Origin of the sequence: Geomonas oryzisoli (assembly GCF_018986915.1) — a bacterium.
Taxonomy (GTDB): Bacteria; Desulfobacterota; Desulfuromonadia; order Geobacterales; family Geobacteraceae; genus Geomonas; species Geomonas oryzisoli.
Genome location: NZ_CP076723.1, coordinates 60930 through 83501, shown reverse-complemented (window position 1 = coordinate 83501; position 22572 = coordinate 60930). Strand labels below are relative to the sequence as shown.

The 22572-nt window shown below is 61.5% G+C and carries 22 protein-coding genes; 3 read left to right on the top strand and 19 right to left on the bottom strand.

Annotation, left to right across the window (positions count from 1 at the left end; genetic code table 11):
* Positions 1-93: 93 nt before the first annotated feature.
* Positions 94-1044: a thioredoxin-disulfide reductase gene (gene trxB / locus KP004_RS00350; protein WP_216800424.1), complete on the bottom strand. Its 951-nt coding sequence runs from the start codon at positions 1042-1044 to the stop codon at positions 94-96.
* Positions 1045-1190: 146 nt separating this feature from the next.
* Between trxB and KP004_RS00345 the strand changes: the two genes are divergently transcribed.
* From KP004_RS00345 to ilvA, 3 genes are read left to right on the top strand one after another with little or no spacing between them, the layout of a single operon-like run.
* Positions 1191-1928: a hypothetical protein gene (locus tag KP004_RS00345; protein ID WP_216800423.1), complete on the top strand. Its 738-nt coding sequence runs from the start codon at positions 1191-1193 to the stop codon at positions 1926-1928.
* Between the two features lie 42 nt (positions 1929-1970).
* A complete protein-coding gene (locus KP004_RS00340; RefSeq protein ID WP_216800422.1) occupies positions 1971-2984 on the top strand; it encodes a cation diffusion facilitator family transporter in 1014 nt (337 codons plus the stop codon).
* A gap of 21 nt (positions 2985-3005) precedes the next feature.
* Positions 3006-4214, top strand: a complete 1209-nt coding sequence (gene ilvA, locus KP004_RS00335) for a threonine ammonia-lyase (protein WP_216800421.1) — start codon at positions 3006-3008, stop codon at positions 4212-4214.
* 206 nt (positions 4215-4420) lie between these two features.
* Here the strand turns inward: ilvA and recQ are convergent, their stop codons facing one another.
* The 18 genes from recQ to prmC form a co-directional block, all read right to left on the bottom strand.
* Positions 4421-6211, bottom strand: a complete 1791-nt coding sequence (gene recQ / locus KP004_RS00330; protein WP_216800420.1) for a DNA helicase RecQ — start codon at positions 6209-6211, stop codon at positions 4421-4423.
* A 219-nt stretch (positions 6212-6430) separates the two neighbouring features.
* Positions 6431-7102 (bottom strand): TIGR04282 family arsenosugar biosynthesis glycosyltransferase, encoded by a 672-nt coding sequence (locus tag KP004_RS00325; protein WP_216800419.1) that lies wholly within the window; start codon positions 7100-7102, stop codon positions 6431-6433.
* 125 nt (positions 7103-7227) lie between these two features.
* Positions 7228-8025 carry a GTP cyclohydrolase FolE2 gene (folE2, locus tag KP004_RS00320; protein WP_216802316.1) on the bottom strand — a complete coding sequence of 266 codons (798 nt, stop codon included), beginning with the start codon at positions 8023-8025 and terminating at the stop codon, positions 7228-7230.
* Positions 8026-8223: 198 nt separating this feature from the next.
* A complete protein-coding gene (gene queC / locus KP004_RS00315) occupies positions 8224-8901 on the bottom strand; it encodes a 7-cyano-7-deazaguanine synthase QueC (protein WP_199391174.1) in 678 nt (225 codons plus the stop codon).
* 176 nt (positions 8902-9077) lie between these two features.
* Positions 9078-10835, bottom strand: a complete 1758-nt coding sequence (gene rpoD / locus KP004_RS00310) for an RNA polymerase sigma factor RpoD (RefSeq protein ID WP_216800418.1) — start codon at positions 10833-10835, stop codon at positions 9078-9080.
* Positions 10836-10887: 52 nt separating this feature from the next.
* Positions 10888-12645: a DNA primase gene (gene dnaG, locus KP004_RS00305; protein WP_216800417.1), complete on the bottom strand. Its 1758-nt coding sequence runs from the start codon at positions 12643-12645 to the stop codon at positions 10888-10890.
* Positions 12646-12657: 12 nt separating this feature from the next.
* The gene (locus KP004_RS00300; RefSeq protein ID WP_216800416.1) at positions 12658-13233 is read right to left on the bottom strand and encodes a CvpA family protein; all 576 of its coding nucleotides are present in this window, start codon (positions 13231-13233) and stop codon (positions 12658-12660) included.
* 116 nt (positions 13234-13349) lie between these two features.
* Positions 13350-13793 carry a GatB/YqeY domain-containing protein gene (locus KP004_RS00295; protein ID WP_216800415.1) on the bottom strand — a complete coding sequence of 148 codons (444 nt, stop codon included), beginning with the start codon at positions 13791-13793 and terminating at the stop codon, positions 13350-13352.
* Between the two features lie 13 nt (positions 13794-13806).
* The gene (gene rpsU / locus KP004_RS00290; protein WP_183349251.1) at positions 13807-14004 is read right to left on the bottom strand and encodes a 30S ribosomal protein S21; all 198 of its coding nucleotides are present in this window, start codon (positions 14002-14004) and stop codon (positions 13807-13809) included.
* Between the two features lie 131 nt (positions 14005-14135).
* On the bottom strand, positions 14136-14465 hold the full coding sequence (locus KP004_RS00285) for a phosphoribosyl-ATP diphosphatase (protein WP_199391170.1): 330 nt from the start codon (positions 14463-14465) through the stop codon (positions 14136-14138).
* Positions 14466-14594: 129 nt separating this feature from the next.
* Positions 14595-15353: an imidazole glycerol phosphate synthase subunit HisF gene (hisF, locus tag KP004_RS00280; RefSeq protein WP_199395663.1), complete on the bottom strand. Its 759-nt coding sequence runs from the start codon at positions 15351-15353 to the stop codon at positions 14595-14597.
* Positions 15354-15545: 192 nt separating this feature from the next.
* Positions 15546-16274 (bottom strand): 1-(5-phosphoribosyl)-5-[(5-phosphoribosylamino)methylideneamino]imidazole-4-carboxamide isomerase, encoded by a 729-nt coding sequence (gene hisA / locus KP004_RS00275; RefSeq protein WP_216800414.1) that lies wholly within the window; start codon positions 16272-16274, stop codon positions 15546-15548.
* Positions 16275-16414: 140 nt separating this feature from the next.
* On the bottom strand, positions 16415-17038 hold the full coding sequence (gene hisH, locus KP004_RS00270; RefSeq protein ID WP_216800413.1) for an imidazole glycerol phosphate synthase subunit HisH: 624 nt from the start codon (positions 17036-17038) through the stop codon (positions 16415-16417).
* Between the two features lie 213 nt (positions 17039-17251).
* Complete coding sequence (gene hisB, locus KP004_RS00265; protein ID WP_216800412.1) at positions 17252-17839, bottom strand: imidazoleglycerol-phosphate dehydratase HisB; 588 nt, start codon at positions 17837-17839, stop codon at positions 17252-17254.
* 133 nt (positions 17840-17972) lie between these two features.
* On the bottom strand, positions 17973-19262 hold the full coding sequence (gene hisD, locus KP004_RS00260; RefSeq protein WP_216800411.1) for a histidinol dehydrogenase: 1290 nt from the start codon (positions 19260-19262) through the stop codon (positions 17973-17975).
* 244 nt (positions 19263-19506) lie between these two features.
* Positions 19507-20145, bottom strand: coding sequence for an ATP phosphoribosyltransferase (gene hisG / locus KP004_RS00255; RefSeq protein WP_199391165.1), 639 nt, complete (start codon positions 20143-20145; stop codon positions 19507-19509).
* 180 nt (positions 20146-20325) lie between these two features.
* Positions 20326-21591: a UDP-N-acetylglucosamine 1-carboxyvinyltransferase gene (gene murA, locus KP004_RS00250; protein ID WP_216800410.1), complete on the bottom strand. Its 1266-nt coding sequence runs from the start codon at positions 21589-21591 to the stop codon at positions 20326-20328.
* Between the two features lie 126 nt (positions 21592-21717).
* Positions 21718-22572, bottom strand: coding sequence for a peptide chain release factor N(5)-glutamine methyltransferase (gene prmC, locus KP004_RS00245; RefSeq protein ID WP_216800409.1), 855 nt, complete (start codon positions 22570-22572; stop codon positions 21718-21720).

Sequence of the window (22572 nt, the reverse complement as noted above, 5' to 3'; positions counted from 1 at the left end):
TGCGGTGGCTGCGGTGGTGCGCTGCTTCTGGTTTAGCGGGGGCAAAGGGGACAGGCACCTGGCGGAGCCAGTCCCCTCAATCAGTCCCCTCAATCAGCCTTTGAGCATTTCCAGATAACGGTCGGCGTCGAGGGCGGCCATGCAGCCGGTGCCGGCGGAGGTGATCGCCTGTTTGTAGTTCCTGTCCTGGACGTCGCCGGCGGCGAAGACACCGGGGGTGCTGGTGGCGGTCGTGTTCCCCTCGTAGCCGCAGTTGGTGCGGATGTACCCCTCGTCCATCTCGAGCTGGCCTTCGAAGATGTGGGTGTTGGGCTGGTGCCCGATGGCGATGAAGCAGCCGTGCACGTCGATCAGCTTGTCCGAGCCGCTCTTGTGGCGCAGCCTGACCCCGGTGACGCCGGACTCGTCCCCGATCACCTCTTCCAGCTGGTGGTTCCACTCAATGGTGACGTTGCCGTTCTTGGTCTTCTCGATCAACCGGTCGGCCAGGATCTTTTCGGCGCGGAATTTGTCCCTTCTGTGCACCACCGTCACGTGGCTTGCGATGTTGGAGAGGTACAGCGCCTCTTCAACCGCCGTGCTGCCGCCGCCGATGACGGCGACCGGTTTGTTTCGGTAAAAGAAGCCGTCGCAGGTCGCGCAGGCGGACACACCCTTACCCTTGAAGGCGTGCTCGGACGGAAGCCCCAGGTACTTCGCGGAGGCGCCGGTGGCGATGATGAGCGCGTCGCAGCTGTAGCTGCCGCTGTCGCCTTCCAGGACGAAGGGAGGCTTGGTGACCTGAGCCTTGTTGATGTGGTCGAAGATGAACTCGGCACCGAAGCGCTCGGCGTGCTGGCGCATCCGTTCCATCAGCTCGGGCCCCATCACCCCTTCCGGGTCGCCGGGCCAGTTATCCACCTCGGTCGTCGTCATCAACTGCCCCCCCTGTTGCAGCCCGGTTATGAGGACAGGGTTCAGGTTGGCGCGCGCCGCGTAGATCGCGGCAGTGTACCCCGCAGGACCTGACCCTAATATGATGAGACGATGGTGAATCGGTTCCATGTGTACAGACCTCCGACAGAAATTTGCCGGAAAGATAACAGTATATAGTTAAAATTGCAAGGCGCCAGGCGGGTAAGCGATTGACCCCGATAGGCAGCTCTGCTAAGATTCAACCCATTGCTCAGTATAATGAAAAGGGGGAAAACATGAAAAAGGTTGCCGTTTTACTGGCCTTGTCGGTCGGTCTTTTTACTGCCGCGCAGGCGATGGCCAGGGACATAAGCTTCACCTCACCGCTGACGCAGAAGGAGTTCAGGGACCTGACCAGGGAGGCGGGTGCCGCCATCTCTTACAAAAACGTCGCCCCCGCCGAGCCGCTCGGAATCACCGGCTTCGACGTCGGCGTCGAGCTCTCGGCGATTGACATCAGCAACAGCAGCTACTGGAAGGATGCATACCGCAACGACGCTCCTTCGTTCCTCGCGATTCCGAAGCTGCGCGCCAGGAAAGGGCTCCCCATGGGGATCGACGTGGGCGCCATGTACTCCTATGTACCCGATTCCAACATAAAGCTCTGGGGCTTGGAGGTGAGCAAGGCGATCCTGGAAGGAACCGCGGCGACGCCCGCCCTTGGGGTGAGAGCCACCTACAGCAGGCTTTCCGGCGTCAACGACCTTGACCTGCAGACCGCCGGCATCGACGCTTCCATCAGCAAGGGGTTCCTGATCCTCACGCCTTACGCCGGGGTCGGCGGGGTGTGGGTGAACAGTGAGGCAAAAGGGCACCTGAAGGCCCTGGCCCCGACTCTCAAGTCCGAGGACGTCTTCCAGCCTCGCGTCTTCGGCGGGGTCAAGTTCTCGCCGCTGCCACTGATCGGCATCACCGCCGAGGTTGAGTACCAGCAACGCCCGATCTATTCGCTTAAGGCCGGGTTGAGCTTCTAACCGGGAGTGAGGGGCTTCGGCCCCTCCCCATCGAGATACGCTATGCACGCCCATGCCGACAGCCACCTGGACCAGAGCATAACCGGACGCTTCAAGTATGCCATCCTGCTCACCTCGCTGACCCTGGTCGCGGAGCTGGTCGGCGGCATCTGGACCAACTCGCTCGCCCTCCTTTCCGATGCGGCGCACGTGTTCCTCGACCTGTTCGCCCTGCTGCTCTCGCTGGGCGCCATCAAGCTCGCCTCCTATCCCGTCAGCGACACCCGGACCTTCGGCTGGCACCGCACCGAGGTCTTCGCCTCTTTCATCAATGGCACCACCGTCTTTCTCATCGCCGGCATCATCTGCTACGAGGCCGTAGAGCGCATGATGCAGCCGCAGGCGGTAAAGAGCCTCGAGATGCTGATCATCGCTGCCGTGGGCCTGGCCATGAACCTGCTCTCCGCCGGCGCGCTGCACTCGCACTCGCACGACGACTTGAACGTCCACAGCGCCTTCTTGCACGTGATCGGCGACGCTGCCGCCTCGGTCGGGGTCATCGTGGGCGGCATCATCATGTATTTCACCAACTGGTACCTTCTCGACGCCATCATCTCGGTCGGCATCGGCTTCATCATCTTCTGGGGGTCGTGGCGGGTCATACGCGAGTCGGTACATATCCTCCTTGAGGGGGTTCCGCGCGGCATCGACATCAACCAGGTCGCCTTCGCCATGCGGGAGGTGGAAGGGGTGGCCGAGGTGCACCACCTGAACATCTGGACCATCTGCTCCCACATCATCGCCCTCTCGGCGCATGTGGTCATCCCCGATTGTTCAACCAGCGACCAAGGGGAGATCCTGCGCAAGATCGAGGAGAAGCTGTTCCAACATTTCCACATCTCCCACACCACGCTGCAGGTCGAGAGCGCCCGCTGCACCGAGGTGCAGGGGGCCAAGCAGTTCCGACATCGTCCCCGCGCCGCGTCGCTGGCGCATGCCCACGCGCACCCGCACCACCACCCGCACGGCACGTGCCAGGGGCACCATCACTGCGACGACCACGATCACACACATTAACCTGCGAACGGAAACCTTTAGATGCTCGATTACAACCTGATTCTCGACGCGGCCCAACGCCTGAAAAAAAGGGTCCGTCGCACCGAACTGATCCAAGCCCACCACTTCAGCGAACGACTCGGCATCCCCCTCTATTTCAAGTGCGAAAACCTGCAGCGCACCGGCGCCTTCAAGATCCGCGGCGCGCTCAATTTCATGACGGCCCAGTCGCGCGACGCCCTAGCCGGCGGCGTGATCACGGCCTCGGCAGGCAACCATGCCCAGGGCGTCGCCTTCTCCGCGGATCTGCTCGGCGTGAAGGCAGTGGTCTACATGCCGGAAAGCACGCCGCCGCAGAAGGTGTTCGCCACCCGCGACTACGGCGCGGAGGTGGTCCTGGAGGGGAAAAATTTCGATGAGGCCTGCGCCGCCGCGCTGAGGCAGGCCGAGCAGACCGGAGCCCTGTTCGTGCATCCCTTCAACGACCCGCTGGTGATGGCAGGTCAGGGGACCATCGGGCTGGAACTGCTGGAGGACATTCCCGATCTGGCCAACGTGCTGGTGCCGATCGGCGGTGGGGGCCTGATCGCCGGGATTGCCCGCGCCATCAAAGAAACCCATCCCCATGTGCGCGTCATCGGCGTCGAGTCAGCGGCGGCCCCCTCCATGCGCCAGGCGGTGAAAGCGGGCGAGGTTCTTACCATCCCGATTCGCGCCAGCCTTGCCGACGGCATCGCGGTAAAAACTGCCGGCAGCAACACCTTTCCGGTGGTGCGGGACTATGTGGATGAGATCGTGTTGGTGGACGAAGAAGAGATCGCGCTTGCCATCGTGTCGCTCATGGAGCGCAACAAGCTAATGGTGGAGGGTGCCGGCGCGGTCGGCCTGGCGGCGCTCCTGAACGGCAAGGTGAAGAAGATCACCGGCAAGACGGTGGTGCTTTTGTCGGGCGGGAACATCGACGTGAAGACCATCGCGGTGGTCGTGGAGCGAGGTCTGCTGGCGGCGGGGCGCTATCTGAAGCTGAAGGTGGAACTGGACGACGTGCCGGGTGCGCTGGCGCGGCTCGCGGCCGAGATCGCCGAGGCGAGGGCCAACATCTCCATTATTACCCATGATCGGCGCTCCGAGTCCTTGCCGATCGGCAAGACCGAGGTGTTGGTCGAGTTGGAGACCCGCGGCACGGAGCACATCCAGGAGGTGACCCGGCACCTGACGAAGTGCGGGTATCAGATTGAGGTGATTAAGTAAAAAGCTAAAACCATTGGCCACGGATAAAATCTGAGGAAATCTGAGCGGATCTAAAACGGATTAGGGACAGGGGACAGGCTACTTTTCCATAAGGTATCCTGTCCCCTTTTCTTTTTGTCTCTCTCAGATGTCCTCAGACTTTCTCGTTGTTAAAGGTTAATCCGAGTTCTTAGCCTCTCTCCGTTTTTTTCAGACTTTCTCCGTGGCTAATGGTTTTGGTGTGCCTTTATCACCCGAAGGAAGGCGTCGCCGTAACGGGCGAGTTTGTGCTGGCCGACGCCGGTGATCTTCAACAGCTCCCACTTGTCCTTGGGCATGTGCGCCGCCATCTCGGCGAGTGTCGCGTCGGGGAAGACGACGTACGGCGGCACCTGCTGCTCATCGGCAATCTGCTTGCGCAGCTCCCGCAGTTCGCCGAAGAGCTCGCCGTCATAATTGGGCTTCCTGGCTGCGGTCTTCTTCTCGACCACCCTGGTATCCCTCGGCTTGGCCAACTCCAGCGCCATATCCCCCCGCAACAGCGGCCGCGCCTTTTCCGTCAGCTTCAGCACCGAAAAATTGGCCAGGTCCTGCTCCAGGTAACCCAGGTGTATCAACTGACGTAGGAGGTTGCCCCACACCTCCTGGGAATGGTGCTTGCCGATGCCAAAGGTGGAGAGCTGGTCGTGCTTCAGCTCGTGGATCCTCTGGTTTTGCGATCCCCGCAACACGTCGATGACGTGCCCCATGCCGAAACGCTGACCGACCCGGTAGACGCAGGAGAGCGCCTTACGGGCATCCTCTGTCCCGTCGAAACGCTCGGGCGGGCTCTCGCAGATGTCGCAGTTGCCGCACCCGGCGGCCAGGCTGTCACCGAAGTATCCCAAGAGCACCTGGCGCCGGCAGGTCTGCGCCTCGGCAAAGCCCACCATGCAGTTCAACTTGTGCAGCTCGATCCGGTTCTGCTCCTCGTTGCCGCCGTTGCCGATCAGCCCCCGGGCCACCGCGATGTCTCCGTAACCAAACAGCAACAGCGCGTCGGCGGGAAGCCCGTCGCGGCCGGCGCGGCCGGTTTCCTGGTAGTAGCTCTCGATGCTCTTGGGCATGTCGTAGTGAACGACGAAGCGGACGTTGGACTTGTCGATCCCCATCCCGAAGGCGACCGTCGCAACCACGACCTTCACGTCATCCCTCAGAAACGCCTCCTGGACCTCGTGGCGCTCCTTGTCGGGCAGCCCCGCGTGATAGGCGGCCGCCTTCACGCCCGCCTCGCACAGCTTCCTTGCCACCTCCTCGACCCGTTTGCGGGACAGGGCATAGACGATCCCCGCCTCGTCCTTCCGGGTCGATAAAAAGGCCGTCAGCTGGCTGAACGGCTTGTTCTTTTCCACGACGCTGTAGCGGATGTTGGGGCGGTCGAAACCGGTGCAGAAGCAGGTGGCGTCCTGGAGCCCGAGCCGGGAGAGGATGTCGCCGCGGGTCTGTGCGTCGGCCGTCGCGGTGAGCGCGATCATCGGGATCTGCGGGAAGATCTCGCGCAGCATGCCAAGTTGTGCGTACTCGGGACGGAAGTCGTGCCCCCATTGCGAGACGCAGTGGGCCTCATCGACGGCAAAGAGGGAAATGGGGAGGGCCTTGATGCGGTCGATGAAACCGTCTGAGAGCAGCCGCTCCGGTGCCACGTAGAGGAGCTTCAACTCCCCGGCGTGAAACTCGGCCAGCACCCGACGTGCCTCGGCCTCGCCGAGAGCGGAGTTGTAGCAGGCAGCGGCGACGCCGTTCTCGCGCAGCGCATCTACCTGATCCTTCATCAACGAGATCAGCGGAGAGACGATGAGGGCGGTGCCCGGAAGGCAAAGGGCGGGGACCTGGTAGCAGAGGGATTTGCCGCCACCGGTCGGCATCAGCACGAAGGCATCCTTACCGGAGAGCACCGTCTCCACGATCTCCTGCTGGCGCGGCCGGAAGGATTTGAAGCCGAACACCTCGTTCAGGATCTGGATGTGGGAAAGCGACATATATAAACCTTCCTGATTGGTGACAATCTTCCGATAGTCCCTCTCCCTCAGGGAGAGGGTGCCCAACGGTGAGGGCTCTGCCGGCTCAGACAATCTGCTCTGGGCAACGCCCTCATCCTAGCCCTCTCCCGGAGGGAGAGGGGATAAACGACAAAGGCGCGGTCCGCGCCACGCCATAGATCAAAACAGGTCTGGGAACCTTGTCAACTTCGCGCGCCGTCAGATCGCGTCGGCGGCAAGCGGTGCGGCAAGGTCGAGGGCCGCTACGAACGCGCGCGTGCGGGGCGCGCCGTTGGCAGGGTCCAGGAGGCTCGGACGGAGCAGATCTTCATAGCTGTCGACGTCATACCAGGAAGTGAGCAGCGCTGCGGTCAGCCCCGAGGTTTGTGCCTGCCTGAGACTCGTCTCCAGCACCCTTTCACTGGACCAGGGGATGTCCTGGAACAGGGCACCGTAGCCGGCTTTGACTCCCACCAGGTAATACCCGCCGTCATCTGCCGGACCAAAGACCGCGTCGCTGCCCTGTTCAAGGTTCCGGAACGCCTCCTCGATGAAGGCAATGGGGAGATCGGGGGAATCGGTTCCTATCACCACGCGAGCGCCGTATCCTCGCCCGCTCAGTTCTTCAAAAGCATGCTCCAGGCGCAGGCCCAACCCGCCCGTGCTCTGGTGCACCAGGAGCGCATCCGGCGCGGCCTTCCTGAAGAACTCCGCGCTCCCCTCGTAAAAGATCACGATGTCCGCCTCAAGCCCGGCCGCGCGCTCGATGATGTCCAGCAGCATGCAGCGGTAAAGCTCGGCCGCCTGGGGCGGCGACAAGGGAGGCGTGAGACGGGTCTTCACCCGTCCCGGCAGCGGTGTCTTGGCGAAGATGGCGAGCGCGCGTTTCATTAGAGAAAGAAACCTTAAGGGAGTTAAATGAAGGGGTAAAAGCTAGACTTGTCCACAATTTTCCCACTTTTCAACAAAGTTATCCACAGACGGAACCAGTCAAGCTGTTGACTTTACCGGTCCGGCTACCCCTTTTTTCTCTCGATGGCGGCGTAGGCGGAGTGTTTGTGGATGGACTCGAAGTTCTCCGCTTCGACGGAAAACCATGTGATATTTTCCATAGATAGCAGGCGCACCGTCGCCTCGCGCACCATATCCTCAACGAAACGGGGATTCTCGTAGGCTCGTTCGGTGACGAACTTCTCGTCCTCGCGCTTGAGCAGGGAATACACAGGGGAGGAACCGCACTCTTCGATGAGGTCGATGAGGTCCTCGATCCAGATGAATTCGCTGTAGCGGACCTGGACGGTCATGATCGAGCGCTGGTTATGGGCGCCGTAGCTGGAAAGTTCCTTGCTGCAGGGGCACAGCGAGGTGACCGGCACCTTGATTGTCAGCACGAAATCGAAATGGTCGGACAGCGAGGCGCTGAAGGTGCAGGTGTACTCCATGAGGCTCTTGGCCTTGGAAACCGGCGCCTTCTTCTCCACGAAGTAGGGGAATTCCATCTCCAGGTGCGCGTTGGAGGCCCCCAGTTTCTCCTTCATGGTGGAGAGGATCACCTCCAGTTTGTCGAGGGCGATGTCCTCCCGGTACTTGTTCAGGATCTCCACGAAACGGCTCATGTGGGTTCCCTTGAAGTGGTGCGGGAGGTCGACATACATGTTGATGCGCGCGATGGTGTTCTGGAACTTCTTGTTTTTGTCCATCACCACGATGGGATAGGAGACGTCCTTGACGCCCACCTTTCCGATGGGGATGTTGCGCGTGTCGCGGGTCAACTGCACGTCGGTGAGGGTCTTGCCTTCTTTCTTCTGCTCCATATCTTTGCTCATGCCTTTTCCTCAGGCTCTGGATAACTTGCTCCCCCCTCCCCTTGCGGGAGGGGGTTAGGGGGTGGGGGAATCCGCAAACTGCATTGCACATGGCAACTTCACCCACCCCCCCGGCCCCCTCCCGTCAAGGGAGGGGGAGCCAGGCTAGGCAGCGGGAGTCGTTGTCTATCTTCGAGAGGCCTGTCTCTACCTTTTGACGTACCGGACCGGATCGGTGACGCCCAGCTCCGCGAACCCTTTCAGGCGCAGGCGGCAGGAGTCGCACAGGCCGCAGGCGGCGCCGTCCTCGGTGGGGTCGTAGCAGGAATGGGTCTTGCCGTAGTCGACACCGAGCGTCAGGCCGGTCTTGATGATTTCGGCCTTGGTCAGGCTGATGAGCGGCGTGTGGATGGTCATTTTCTTTCCTTCCACGCCCGCCTTGGTGGCGAGGTTCGCCATCGCCTCGTAGGCGGCGATATACTCGGGACGGCAGTCGGGGTAGCCGGAGTAGTCGAGGGCGTTGACACCGATGAAGATGTCGAAGGCCCCGAGCGTTTCCGCCCAGCCCAGTGCAAAGGAAAGGAAGATGGTGTTCCTGGCCGGCACGTAGGTGACCGGGATCTCCTCCCCGACACCTTCCTTGGGGACCGCGATATCGGAGGTGAGGGCGCTGCCACCCATCATTCGTAAATCAAATTCGACCAGCATGTGGTCCACGGCCCCCATCGGGCGCGCGTTCTGCTTGGCGAGAGCCACTTCGTGCTGGTGGCGCTGCCCGTAGCTGAAGCTCATGGCGTAGGGCTCGAAGCCCTGGTGACGGGCGATGGCCATGCAGGTGGTCGAATCGAGCCCGCCGCTGTACAGGATTACCGCTTTCTTCTTCATCGCTTACCTCTGTCCCTGGCTCCTCCCCCCGGAGGGGGGAGGCTGGGAGGGGGGATTTTTCTCGGAACCTTCCCCCTCCCTAACCCTCCCCCTCCGGGGGAGGGGATGAAAGGCTGGTCTGGGGAAGATACAAAAAGAAAAAGGCCGCGCCGGCGATTCCGGTGCGGCCTTGGTGACTACTCTACGAAGCTCTTCAGCTTCTTCGCCCGGCTCGGGTGCCGCAGCTTCCTGAGCGCCTTGGCCTCGATCTGCCTGATCCTCTCGCGGGTTACCTCGAAGTCCTGGCCGACCTCCTCAAGGGTGTGGTCGCTCTTCTCGCCGATGCCGAAACGCATCCTGAGCACCTTCTCCTCACGCGGGGTGAGGGTGGAGAGCACGCGGGAGGTCTGCTCGGAAAGGTTCGCCTTGATGACCGCCTCGAGGGGGCTTACCACACCCTTGTCCTCGATGAAGTCGCCAAGATGGGAATCTTCTTCCTCGCCGATCGGGGTCTCCAGGGAGATCGGCTCCTTGGCGATCTTCAGCACCTTCCTTACCTTGTCCAGCGGCAGCGCCATGCGCTCGGCGATCTCCTCCGGGGAGGGCTCGCGGCCGATCTCCTGCACCAGCTGGCGGCTGGTACGGATCAGTTTGTTGATGGTCTCGATCATGTGCACCGGGATACGGATGGTGCGGGCCTGGTCCGCGATGGCGCGGGTGATGGCCTGACGGATCCACCAGGTGGCGTAGGTGGAGAACTTGTAGCCGCGCTGGTACTCGAACTTGTCCACCGCCTTCATCAGGCCGATGTTCCCTTCCTGGATCAGGTCGAGGAACTGGAGACCGCGGTTGGTGTACTTCTTGGCGATGGAAACGACCAGGCGGAGGTTCGCCTCGACCAGCTCGCTTTTGGCCAGCTTGGCCTTGTGCTCACCTTCTTCGATCGCGAGCAGCGCGTTGGCGAGCTCGCTCGCCTTGAAGCCGGACTCCTGCTCGATCTTCTTCAGTTTCGCTTCGCTGGAGCGGTAGCGCTTCTCGAGCTTCTGCCCCTCCTCAAGGCTCATGTTCATCTTCTTGGAGAAGTCGGCATCGGATGCGTTCTTCAGCCCTTCGAAGGCGGCCAGGAACACGTCCTTGACGGTGCTGGTTTCCTTCTCCAGTTCGGCGATCTCCTGCATGACCGTGTCGACCTTGCAGGAGAGCTCCTTCAGGCGCTGGGCGATCTTCTCGATGTGACGGTCTTTGAGGCGCAGGGACTTCAGGGTCTCGGCCATCTTGACCTTCAGCTCGCCGTGCTCGGTGTTGAGCGCCTCGCCTTCCTTGGCGGAGACCTTGCCTTCCAGGGCAGTCTGGATCTGCTCCATGCGCTGGGACATCTCGCTGATCTCGTCGATGATCCCCAGGACACGCAGCGCCTGCAGGTCCTCTTCGCCCTCCTCCAGGACCTCCTCCTCGACATCCTTGGAGATCTCGATGGCGCCTATCTGCTGCTTGCGCAGACGGTCGCCCAGTGAGATGACCTCGCGCACGGTGATCGGGGTGTTCAGGATGACGCTGGCCACGTCGCGCTCGCCGACTTCGATCCTCTTGGCGATCTCGACTTCGCCTTCACGGGTCAAAAGGGAAACGGAACCCATCTCGCGCAGGTACATGCGTACGGGGTCGCTGGTGCGGCCGAGTGTGCCGGGCTCGAACTCGACCTCTTCACCCTCGCCGCCTTCGTGCTCTTCCCCGTCTTCTTCCAGGTCCATCTTGATCTTGGGGATCTTCACCTTTTGGGCGGAATCCACGATCTCGATGTCCATATCGCCAAACATGCTCATCACATCGTCGATCTGATCGGAGGAGACGATGTCAGGGGGGAGCAGGTCGTTCACCTCTTCGTAGGTGAGAAAACCTTTCTCCTTGCCCAGGTCGATGAGCTGCTTCACTTCGTCCATGCTTTTCTTGGCCATTTACCACGCTCCGCTACAGCTTGAATCCAGCACAGGTACCGCTTGAATCCTACTATAGTAATTTCGATTTTTTATTACGCAACCGCTCAAGTTCAGACAGTATCTCCAAGTATCTCGGGGAATCCGGGTCGACAGTAGCCAGTTCCCTTGCCAGAGCTTTGCCGTCCCCCTTGAGCGCCCGCCGTTCGAGGGCTTGGCAGCACTGCTCAAAGGCCTTGATCGGGTCAAGGTCCTCAAGGTGTGCATCCTCCACGAACAGTGAATAGAGACGGCTTCTTTCCTCGTGCGACTCGATCTGTTCCAACACCAGGGGGAGATCGAGATCCCCCGTTTCCGACTGTGCCACGATGGCCTGCGCCAGCTTCAGATGGCTTGCGCTGAACAGCTTATCGGCGCCGTGGTCGCGAACCCTTAACACAACGTCCGGGTACTTGACCATCAGGGTCAGCAGCACCTCTTCGGTGCCTCGCTGCTGCGGCGCCCCTTTGGGCTGCGGACGCGGCGCCTGAACCTGCGCGGGGATCCCCACTTTTTGCAGCAGCATGGCGCGGTCGATGCCGAGCGCCCGGCAGATCTCCTTCTCGTAAAGCCCGCGCTCCACCGGATCGCCGATCTTCTGGAGCCGGGGCGAGACCTCGTTGACGAAGGCGACCTTCCCCTCCACGCTCCTCACGTCCATCCGCTTGAGGAGTCCCTTGTAGAAGGACTCGAAGATGGGAAGCGCCTTGTCCAAAAGCGGCTGGAAGGCGGTGCCCCCTTCACGGTTGATGAAGGTGTCCGGGTCGTCCTCCGCCGGGACTTCGACCACCCGCGCCGGGAACCCTTCCTCGAGGAACAGTTCCATGGAGCGGACCGTCGCCTTGCGCCCGGCCTCGTCGCCGTCGAACAGCATGAAGGCCCGGTCTGCATAGCGGCGCAAAAGCTTCACGTGCGGCGGCGTGAGGGCCGTGCCGCAGGTGGCGACCACGTTGGTGAAACCGGCCCGGTACAGTGCCAGGTGATCGAAGTACCCCTCGACCACGATGGCGCTCCCCTTCTCCCGCATCCCCTTCTTGGCCAGGTCGACCCCGAAGAGGACCTCGCTTTTGCGGTAGACGATGGACTCCGGCGAGTTTATGTACTTGGGGAGCGAGTCGTCCATGACCCGCCCGCCGAAACCGATGGCCCGCCCGTGCAGGTCCGCGATGGTGAAGAGGAGACGGTTGCGGAAGGTGTCGTAGTAGCCGTCCTTCCCCTCGCGCTTTCTCAGCAGGCCAAGCTTCTCGGCCGCTTCCAGCGGGATCCCCTTGCGTCGCAGAAAGCTGGTCAGGTTGTCCCACCCCGCCGGTGCGAAGCCCATGCGGTAGGTGGCGGCGGTGTTCTTATCGACCCCGCGCTTCTCCAGGTAGGCCCTGCCGGCGGCACCCGCCTCGTCCGATTCCAGCACCCGGCGGTAAAACTCGCAGGCCAGCTCGTTGATCTGGTAGGCCTGTTCCTGCTCGTCCACCTTGCGCTTCTCTTCGCGGGTCAGCGGACGTTCGGGGATTTCCACCCCTACCTTCTTGGCCAGGAACTTGACCGCCTGCGGGAAGGAAAGCCCTTCCATGCGCATGACGAAATCAACGGCGTTGCCGCCCACGCCGCAACCAAAGCAATGGAAGATGCCGCGCGCCGGGTTCACGTTGAACGACGCGGTCTTCTCGCCGTGGAAGGGGCAGACGCCCTGGTAGTTGGCCCCGGACTTCTTGAGGCTCATATAGTCGGAGACAACCTGGAGGATCGGGGCCCTCTCGCGTACTTCCCTGATCTTCTCGTCCGGTATCGTCGACACTGCGGTTAATCCTTATTTCTTATGCGCTCCGTGCGGAGTCGACGCCTTTACTTCTTTGCTTTCGCTGCCTTCCTTTGTTTCTTTAGCGTCCCGGTTTTCCCTGTTCTGGGCTATGGCACCTTCCCAACCGGCGGCGATGTCCGCACCGGTCGAGGCGAACGCGGCCGCGGTCTTGGAGCCGTGGATCCAGACCTTCACCTTCTCCGGCATCGGCTTGGTGGTGGCCAGGTAGAGGAGCACGCAGAGTATGAAGCCACCCTGGAGGAAACCGAAGACGATCCCGCCCGCGCGGTTGATTCCACCCAGGAGCATGACTTTCAAGACGACGGTGAGCAGATGACCGAGGAAATAGAAAAGCATGCCGAGCAGCATGAAGATAAGGAGGAACGCCAGCGGCTGTGCGACTTGCGGGGGGAGGTTGATGAAATGCCTGATCCCCAGACTGAGAGTGGAATAGTATCGGAAAGCGGCCCAGCCGCCGGTGACGAGGCCGAGCAGGGAGCAAGCCTCACGCACCAACCCCTTCGAAAACCCCTTCGCGACAAAGAAAAGCAATACGACCCAGATAAGGATGTCAAGAAGGATCATGCAAACACCTGGTCAGTAGCTACAAAGCAAAAGAAGGGGGAATCGCTGCGATTCGCCCCTACTCATGACACCCAAAACCCGCAAACTCCCCCGGGAACTGGTCCCGGGGGCATTGATCATGCGAGTTTTTCCTTCACAACTTCGCTCACCAGTTTGCCATCTGCACGGCCGGCGACTTGGGGCTGGATGGCCTTCATGACCTTGCCCATATCCTTGCCGCCGGTAGCGCCGACCTCCGCGATGACTTTCGCCACCAGTTCGGCCAGTTCTTCCCGTGTCAGCTGCTGGGGGAGATAGCCCATAAGGAGCGCGAGCTCCGCTTCCTCTTTATCCACCAACTCCTGCCTGCCTGCTTCCTTAAAGAGTCGGATGGATTCCCTGCGCTGCTTGCAGAGGGTAACGATGGCTTCGGTGATCTCGCTATCGTTCAGTTCACGCCTGAGTTCGATATCGCGGTTTTTCACCGAGGAGAGTACCATGCGGATGGTAGATAAACGCAAGGTATCACGACTTTTCATCGCCTCCTTCAGTTCCGCGTTAAGTCTCTCCCTCAGTTGCATGAAACCCTCTTTCTTAGTCGACCATCTTGCGCTGCTTCTTCAGAGCGCGCTTGCGAGCGGCAATGGCCTTTTTCTTCTTCTTGATGCTCGGCTTCTCGTAGTGCTCTCTTTTGCGGACCTCAGAAAGGATTCCGGCTTTCTCGCACTGCTTCTTGAACTTCTTGAGCGCAAGCTCAAACGGTTCAGTTTCTTTTACCTTTACTCCCGGCATTCATATTCCCCCCCCTTCTCTAGCTAGATTTACTACTTGTGTGGGTACGGGCCGGCAGACATTATTCAAGGAACCAGCAATATACCATCGCGGTCTTTTTTGTCAAGGCATTTGTGCCATTGTGGAACGGGCTATCCGACGCGGGAGTTTTTCTCCTCGATGCCGGACATGCCGAAGCGGCGCCGGAGTTCCGCGTAGACCTCTTCCGGGTCGATATCGTAGAAGCCGAGGAGCACCAGGCTGTGGAAGAAAAGGTCGGCGGTCTCATAGACGATCTCCTCGCGCTTGCCCCCCTTACCCGCAATGACCACCTCGGTCGCCTCTTCGCCGAGCTTCTTGAGGATCTTGTCGATACCCTTGGCCATGAGGCTTGCGGTGTAGGAGTTTTCGCTGGGGTTGGCCTTGCGCTCCTGGATGACGCGGTAGACCGCGGCGATGATGTCGTCTTTATGCTGCTCCATAAGGATGCTCCTTGGCATTATCACTCCTCCCCCTGGAGGGGGGAGGTCGGGAGGGGGGCTATGCTGGCTGAAGAAAAACTTCCCCCTCCCTAACCCTCCCCCTCCGGGGGAGGGGACTTGGTCCGGTCGTTAGAGCCTCACCGGCACGCCGCGCTCGCGGAGATAGGTCTTGGCTTCTTCGATGGTGTACTCGCGGTAATGGAAGATGGAGGCGGCGAGACAGGCGCTGGCGCCGGCCTGGGTGAAACCGTCGTAGAGGTGCGACAGCCCGCCGACCCCGCCCGAGGCGATGACCGGGATGCTGACCGCGTCAACGACCGCGCGGGTGAGCGGCAGGTCGTAGCCGTCCTTGGTGCCGTCACGGTCCATGCTGGTGAGAAGGATCTCCCCCGCGCCCAGCTCTTCCATGCGCTGCGCCCACTCGACCGCGTCGATGCCGGTCGGGTTGCGGCCGCCGTGGGTGTAGACTTCCCAGCCGCCGTTGGCGCGGGAGCGGGCGTCGATGGCGACCACGGTGCACTGCGAGCCGAACCTCTCGGCCGCCTCGTTCACGAACTCGGGACGATGCACTGCCGCGGTGTTGATGGAGACCTTGTCGGCCCCGGCGTTCAAAAGGCGCCTGATATCGTCGACGGTGCGTACCCCGCCGCCCACGGTGAGCGGCATGAAGACGCGCTCGGCGGTCCTGCGCACCACGTCGATGATGATGTCGCGCTCGTCGGAGGAAGCGGTGATGTCGAGGAAGGTCAGCTCGTCAGCGCCCTGCTGGTCGTACAGCTCGGCTATCTCGACCGGGTCGCCCGCATCGCGCAGGCCCAGGAACTGGACACCTTTTACTACCCGGCCACCTTTTACGTCCAGGCAGGGGATGATTCTTTTGGTCAGCATCTGAAAACTCCACAGTCCTGGTTCCCAAGCTCCTGCTTGGGAACCCACAGCTTACGCGAAGCTCGAGCTTCGCAGAGGGTTTGCGTTCCCAAGCTGGAGCTTGGGAACGAGCAGCAACTCCACCATCCTGGTTCCCAAGCTCCAGCTTGGGAACTAGCAGCGGCGACCGACCGTACGCCGGAGGAGGCGAAGCTATTTTTGTTTGGTCAGTGCTATCGCTTCGGCGAGGTTGATGGCGCCGGAGTAGATGGCCTTGCCGGTGATGACACCGGTGACACCGGAGGATTCGATGGCGATCAAGTTCTCGATGTCCTTCAGCGAGGAGAGTCCGCCGGAAGCGATCACCGGGATGTTGATGGCTTCGGCCAGCGCTTTGGTCGCTTCGATGTTCGGCCCCTGCATCATGCCGTCACGGCTGATGTCGGTGTAGATGATGGCGGAGACGCCGTCACCTTCGAACTGCCTGGCGAGCTCGGTGGCGGTGATGCCGGTCACCTCGGCCCAACCCTGCACGGCGACCATGCCGTTCTTGGCGTCGATGCCGACCACGATCTTGCCCGGGAACTTGGCGCAGGCCTCTTTCACGAAGGCGGGGTTTCTCTGAGCAGCGGTGCCGATGATAACGCGTCCGATACCGAGGGAAAGATAGGCCTCGATGGTGGCGATGTCGCGGATGCCGCCGCCCAGCTGGGTCGGGATGGTGACGGACTTGACGATGGATTCGATGGCGGAGCGGTTCTTCGGCTCACCGGCGAAGGCGCCGTCGAGGTCGACGATGTGCAGGATCTCGCCACCCTGGCGCTGCCACTCGGCCGCCTGCGCGCCCGGATCGTCGTTGAAAACCGTGTCCTTCTCCATCAGCCCCTGCTCTAAGCGGACACAGCAGCCGTTCTTCAGATCTATTGCCGGAATAATGATCATTTCAATCCCTCGGTAATTTCATATCTCCTCCCCCCGGAGGGGGGAGGCTGGGTGGGGGGCTATGCTGGCGGAAGAAAAAACATCCCCCTCCCTAACCCTCCCCCTCCGGGGGAGGGAACAAAGACCCGGGCGGGCAGAGATTATTTCATCTGCGAAAAGTTCTTGAGCATGGCGAGCCCCTTGTCCTGGGACTTCTCCGGGTGGAACTGGGCGGCTACCACGTTGTCGCGCCAGATGGCGGCGCAGAAGTCGATGCCGTAGTTGGTGGTCGCCGCCACCACGCTCTCGTCATCGGGCTTCACGTAGTAGGAGTGCACGAAATAGACGTTGGAGCCCTGCTCGACACCCTGGAACAGCGGGGACGGGCGCTTGATGTCAAGCTGGTTCCAGCCCATGTGCGGCACCTTCAGGTCTTCGCCCGCCTGCTGCATCCCTTCCGGGAAGCGGAGCACCTTGCCGGGGATCACGTCCAGGCCCTTGTGGATGCCGAACTCTTCACTCTCGGTAAAGAGGAGCTGCAGACCGAGGCAGATGCCGAGGAAGGGCTTGCCTTCCTTGATAACCTTGAGGATCGGCTCGACAAAGCCCCCTTCTTCGAGGTTCCTGATGCAGTCGCGGAAGGCCCCGACGCCCGGGAGCACGACGCGCTCGGCGTCCAGCAGCACCTTGGGATCGGAGGTGACGACGGCGTCGCAGCCGACCTTCTCGAACCCTTTTTGCACGGAGCGGAGGTTCCCCATGCCGTAATCTATGATCGCGATCATCTATCTATCCTTCCGGCACCGTAGGCGGCGCCTGTTGCTGTTTTACCGTTATCGCGCTGGCGCATTACACGTGCTGCCAACGCCCTCATCCGCCCCTTCAGGGCACCTTCCCCCGGTGGGGGAAGGGATGGACAGCCCAACTCTAAAAAGAAGGCCGTCAACGTGGTCCACTCCCCCTCGCCCTCCGGGAGAGGCTCGGGGTGAGGGCAGATTTTACAGTTTCCCCTTGGTGGACATGACCCCTTCGATGCGGGAATCCATTTGCGTCGCCATGTCCAGTGCGCGGGCGGCGGCCTTGAAGCAGGCTTCCAGGATATGGTGCACGTTGTCGCCGTACATGACGTTGATGTGGAGGTTGGCGCCGCAGTGGTTCACGAAGCCCTGGAAGAACTCACGCACCAGCTCGACGTCGAAATCTCCGATCTTCACCTTGGGTAAATTGACGTTGTAGACCAGGTAGGGACGACCGGAGAGGTCGGTGGCGACGCTGGCAAGGGTCTCGTCCATCGGCACGGTGGCCTGGCCGTAGCGGCGGATGCCGCACTTGTCGCCCAGCGCTTCCTTGAACGCGGTCCCGAGCACGATGCCGATATCCTCGACGGTGTGGTGGAAGTCGATGTCGATGTCGCCGTGTGCCTCGACCTTGAGGTTGAAGAGGCCGTGCCTGGCGAAGAGGTCCAGCATGTGGTCCAGGAAAGGAACCGAGGTGCAGATCTGCGCCTCCCCTTTACCGTCGATTTCGAGGGAGAGCTTGATCTGCGTCTCCTTGGTGATGCGTTCGATGTTTGCCGACCTGGCCATGCCGCCTCCTTGAATAGAAATGTCACATGTAAAGCAGGCAGACGCGCAAGGCGTACGGGATCATAATCCCTCCTGCCTTCCTTCGCGCCCTTCGCGGATACTTACCGTTCTTTGCGTAACTGCTTTTGCCTTACTAGCTGTCGAGCCTGAAGCTGACCGACTTGCCGTGGGCCTCGAGCCCCTCCAGCGTTGCGATGCGGACGATGTCCTTGCCGACGCGCTGCAGACCGCCCTTGGTGAAATAGATGAGGGAGCTTTTCTTGACGAAGTCATCCACGGACAGCGGCGAGAAGAAACGGGCAGTGCCGCCGGTGGGAAGCGTGTGGTTGGGACCGGCCAGGTAGTCGCCGGAGGCCTCGGGGGTGTAGTGTCCCATGAAGATCGCGCCGGCATTGGTGATGAGCGGCATGATCTCGAAGGGATTCTCCACGGCGAGCTCCAGGTGCTCCGGCGCGATGCGATTGGAGAAGGCGATGGCCTCTTCCAGGTTGCCGGCCACGATGATGACACCGAAGGACTCCCAAGACTTGCGGGCGATGGCCTCGCGGGAGAGTTCCTTCAACTGGCGCTCCACCTCGGCCGCCACCTTCTCGCCGAAACTGCGGTCGGTGGTGATCAGCACGGAGGAGGCAAGCTCGTCGTGCTCGGCCTGGGAGAGAAGGTCCGCGGCAATGTGAGTGGGGTTGCCGCTGCCGTCGTTGATGACCAGGATCTCGCTGGGGCCGGCGATCATGTCGATGCCGACCTGGCCGAAGACCAGCTTCTTGGCAGTGGCGACGTAGATGTTGCCCGGGCCGGTGATCTTGTCGACCCTGGGGACGGTTGCGGTGCCGTAGGCAAGCGCCGCGACGGCCTGCGCGCCGCCGATGCGGAAGACGCGATCGACGCCGGAGAGTTTGGCGGCAACCAGGACATGGGCGTTGGTCTCGCCGCCCGGAGTGGGGACGACCATGATGATTTCGCCCACGCCGGCGACCTTGGCAGGGACAGCGTTCATGATGACGCTGGAGGGATAGCAGGCCTTGCCGCCGGGGACGTAGATGCCGACCTTGGCGAGCGGGGTCACCTTCTGGCCCAGCATGATGTCGCTCTCCTCGGTGGAAAGCCAGGTCTGCTGCTTCTGCTTCTCGTGGTAGCGGGCGACACGCTCGACGGCGAGCTTCAGTGCCGCGAGGTCCTTCTCGTCTACCTGGGCGAAAGCCTTGGCGAATTCCGCCTCGGTGATTTCGAGACCGGCGGCGTCGCACTCCAGTCGGTCGAAACGGCGGGTGTACTCGATGAGCGCCTCGTCGCCACGCTTGCGCACGTCGGAGATGATGCCCAGCACCACCTCTTCTACCTCGCGCCCCGACTCCTCGCCGCGCTCTACGATGGCATCGAACTTCGCCTGAAAATCTGCTTCCCTAATGTCGAGGAACTGCATCTTTAGACCTCGCGAATCATGGCATTAATTTTGTGTTGTCTCGCCTTTACCCCCCTTTGCGAAGGGGGGCCCGGGGGGATTTAGCCCAGGTATCCATAGCATCCTGGGCTGCAAGAGTGTTAAATCCCCCTCAATCCCCCTTTGCGAAAGGGGGAAGCTGTTGAGTTGGGTAAGATGGCTGCAGCGGAATGGAGCGTTCCGCTAGAGGGACAGGCACCTGGCGGAGCCTGTCCCTTCCCGCTACCTAAATATGCTGCTCGAGCCCCTCGATGATCTTGGAGATGCGCTCGTGCTTGGTCTTGAGGCTCGCGCGGTTGACGATGAGGCGGCAGGTTATCTCGGCAATGGTTTCAATCTCTGCCAGGCCATTCTGCTTCAGCGTCTCGCCGGTGGAAACGAGGTCGACGATGCGCTCGGAAAGACCGACCAGCGGAGCCAGCTCGATGGAGCCGTAGAGCTTGATCAGCTCAACCTGTATTCCCTTGGCCGCGAAATACTTTTCGGTGACGTTGGGGTACTTGGTGGCGATACGGATGTTGTTCCAGGCCGCGGGATCGTCCTTGGTGGAGAGCTCGACCGGCTCGGCGACCATGAGGCGGCAGTAGCCGAACTTCAGGTCCAGCGGCTCGTACAGATCCTTCTCCGCCTCCATCAGGGTGTCCTTGCCGACGATGCCGAGGTCAGCGCAGCCGTATTCCACGTAGGTGGGGACGTCGGTGGCGCGCACGATCATGTAGCGCATCTTCTGCTCATGGTTCTCGAAGACCAGCTTGCGGGTGTCGGAGAGGAGCTCTTCACAGTCGATGCCGATCTTCTTGAACAGGGCGACGGAGTCCTGCAGGATGCGGCCTTTGGGGATGGCAATGGTGACGTAGTCGGTCATTTAAAAACTCCAGTGGAGCATGGCATTCAGTGATTAACGATGCGCACCTCCCCCCGGAGGGGGGGAGGATGGGAGGGAGGAAGCTTGTGGTGCCCCCTCCCTAGCCCTCCCCCTCCGGGGGAGGGGACGCCTGCACTGTTTTCCTCTCATCAGCGGAGAGGGGATCAACCTGTATCAGTCTTAAGGCGCGTCGACGTCCGGGACGCGGACGATGTCGGCACCAAGACCGGCGAGCTTCTTCTCGATGTTTTCGTAACCGCGGTCCAGGTGGTAGATCCTGGAGATCTCGCTGGTGTTGTCGGCAGCGAGGGCGGCGAGGATCAGCGACGCGGAGGCCCTGAGGTCGGTCGCCATGACCGGCGCGCCGGAGAGCTTCTTGACGCCCTTCACGGTGGCGCTGTTCCCTTCGCAGATGATGTCGGCACCGAAACGCAGCAGCTCGGAGACATGCATGAAACGGTTCTCGAAGATGTTCTCGGAGATCACGCTGGCGCCTTCGGCGATGCACATGAGGGCCATGAACTGCGCCTGCATGTCGGTCGGGAAGCCCGGGTAGGGACGGGTCTTGATGTTCACGTTGCGGATCTTCTTGGGACCCTTGACGCGAACGACGTTGTCCTTGTTGATGATCTCCACGCCTGCGTCCTGCAGTTTGAAGGTCAGCGCGTCCAGGTGCTCAAGACGCATGTTCTTGATCTTGACGTCGCCGCCGGTGATGGCGGAGGCGATCATGAAAGTGCCGGCCTCGATGCGGTCCGGCATGACGGCGTGCTCGGCGGCGGTCAACTGCTCAACGCCTTTGATCCTGATGGTGTCGGTGCCTGCGCCTTCGATGTTGGCGCCCATCTTGGTGAGGATGTCGGCAAGGTCTACGATCTCCGGTTCGCGGGCGGCGTTCTCGAGAATGGTCTCGCCCTGCGCGGTGGCGGCGGCCATCAAAAGCTGCTCGGTCCCGCCGACGGTGGAGATGTCGAAGTTGATGCGCGCGCCCTTGAGCTTCTTGGCCTTCGCCTCGACGTAGCCGTGCTCCAGGGTGATCTCGGCCCCCAGTGCGGCAAGGCCCTTCAGGTGCAGGTTGATGGGGCGTGCGCCGATGGCGCAGCCGCCGGGAAGGGAAACGCGGGCCTGGCCGAAACGGGCGAGGAGTGGTCCGAGGACCAAGACGGAGGCGCGCATGGTGCGCACCAGGTCGTAGGTCGCTTCCCAGCTGTTAAGGTCGGTGGTGTCGATCTTCACCACGTTGCCACGACCGTCGACATGGGCGCCCAGTTTCTCCAGCACCTTGATGGTGGTGTTGATGTCGCGCAGGAAAGGGACGTTGCTGATGGTGTGGCACCCAGGTGCCAGGATGGTCGAGATGAATATGGGGAGGGCAGCGTTCTTCGACCCGCTAACGGTCACTTCTCCGGAGAGTTTGTTGCCACCTTTGATTACCAGTTTTTCCACTGTTACCTCTGTTCTCTTTTCTTTTGTTCAGCGCCCCGAGGGGCGGATGGAAATGTGTCAGCGCCCTAAGGGGACGCATAAGGGGGACAGGCACCTGGCGGAGCCAGTCCCCTCGGAGCCAGTCCCCTACAGCCGACCGCCGACTACGCGTTCGATGCCCGCGGGATCGGTCTGGGTGAAGGTCTCGTCGGCGAAGCCGCCGGCCTTTAAAAGCCCCAGCACCTGGGGAGCCTGTCCGGCGCCGACTTCGAAGATGAGCCAGCCGCCGGGGTTCAGATAGCCGGGCGCGTCGTTCACGATGCGCCGGTAGAAGTCGAGGCCGTCGGCCCCGCCGTCGAGCGCGCCCATCGGTTCGAAGCCGCGCACTTCGGCCTGCAATGTCGCCAGTTCGGAATTGGGAATGTAGGGCGGGTTGGATACTACCATGTCGAAGCGTCGTCCCGCAAACGGTTCGAACAGGGATCCCTGGAAAAATTGCACGCTGGCCCCATTGCGCTCGGCGTTGCCGCGCGCCACCTCGAGGGCTTCCGCGGAAACGTCGACGCTGCAGACCTCGGCCTGCGGCAGTTCTTTGGCAAGGGATATGGCTACGCAGCCGCTACCGGTGCCGATATCGAGGATGCTCTTCGCGGCAGTGGCGCGCTTGATCGCCTCGGTCACCAGCACCTCGGTGTCGTGGCGCGGGATGAGCACTGCGGGGGTGACGTGGAACTCGTGCCCCATGAACTCCTGGGTCCCCAGGATGTACTGCAGCGGCTCGCGCTTGCCCCGCCGCGCCACCATGGTGCGGTAGGCGGCCAGCTCGGCGTCGGAAAGGGGCTTGTCGAAATTGAGGTAGAGCCCGACCCGGTCCAGGGAGAGCGCCTCGCACAGCATCCACTCCGCCTCGAGACGCGGGTTTTCCACGCCTTTCTCGGCAAGGTAGCCTTTGGTCCAATTGAGGACTTTGAGGACATCCCATTTTTCGGGGGTGGTGGTCAT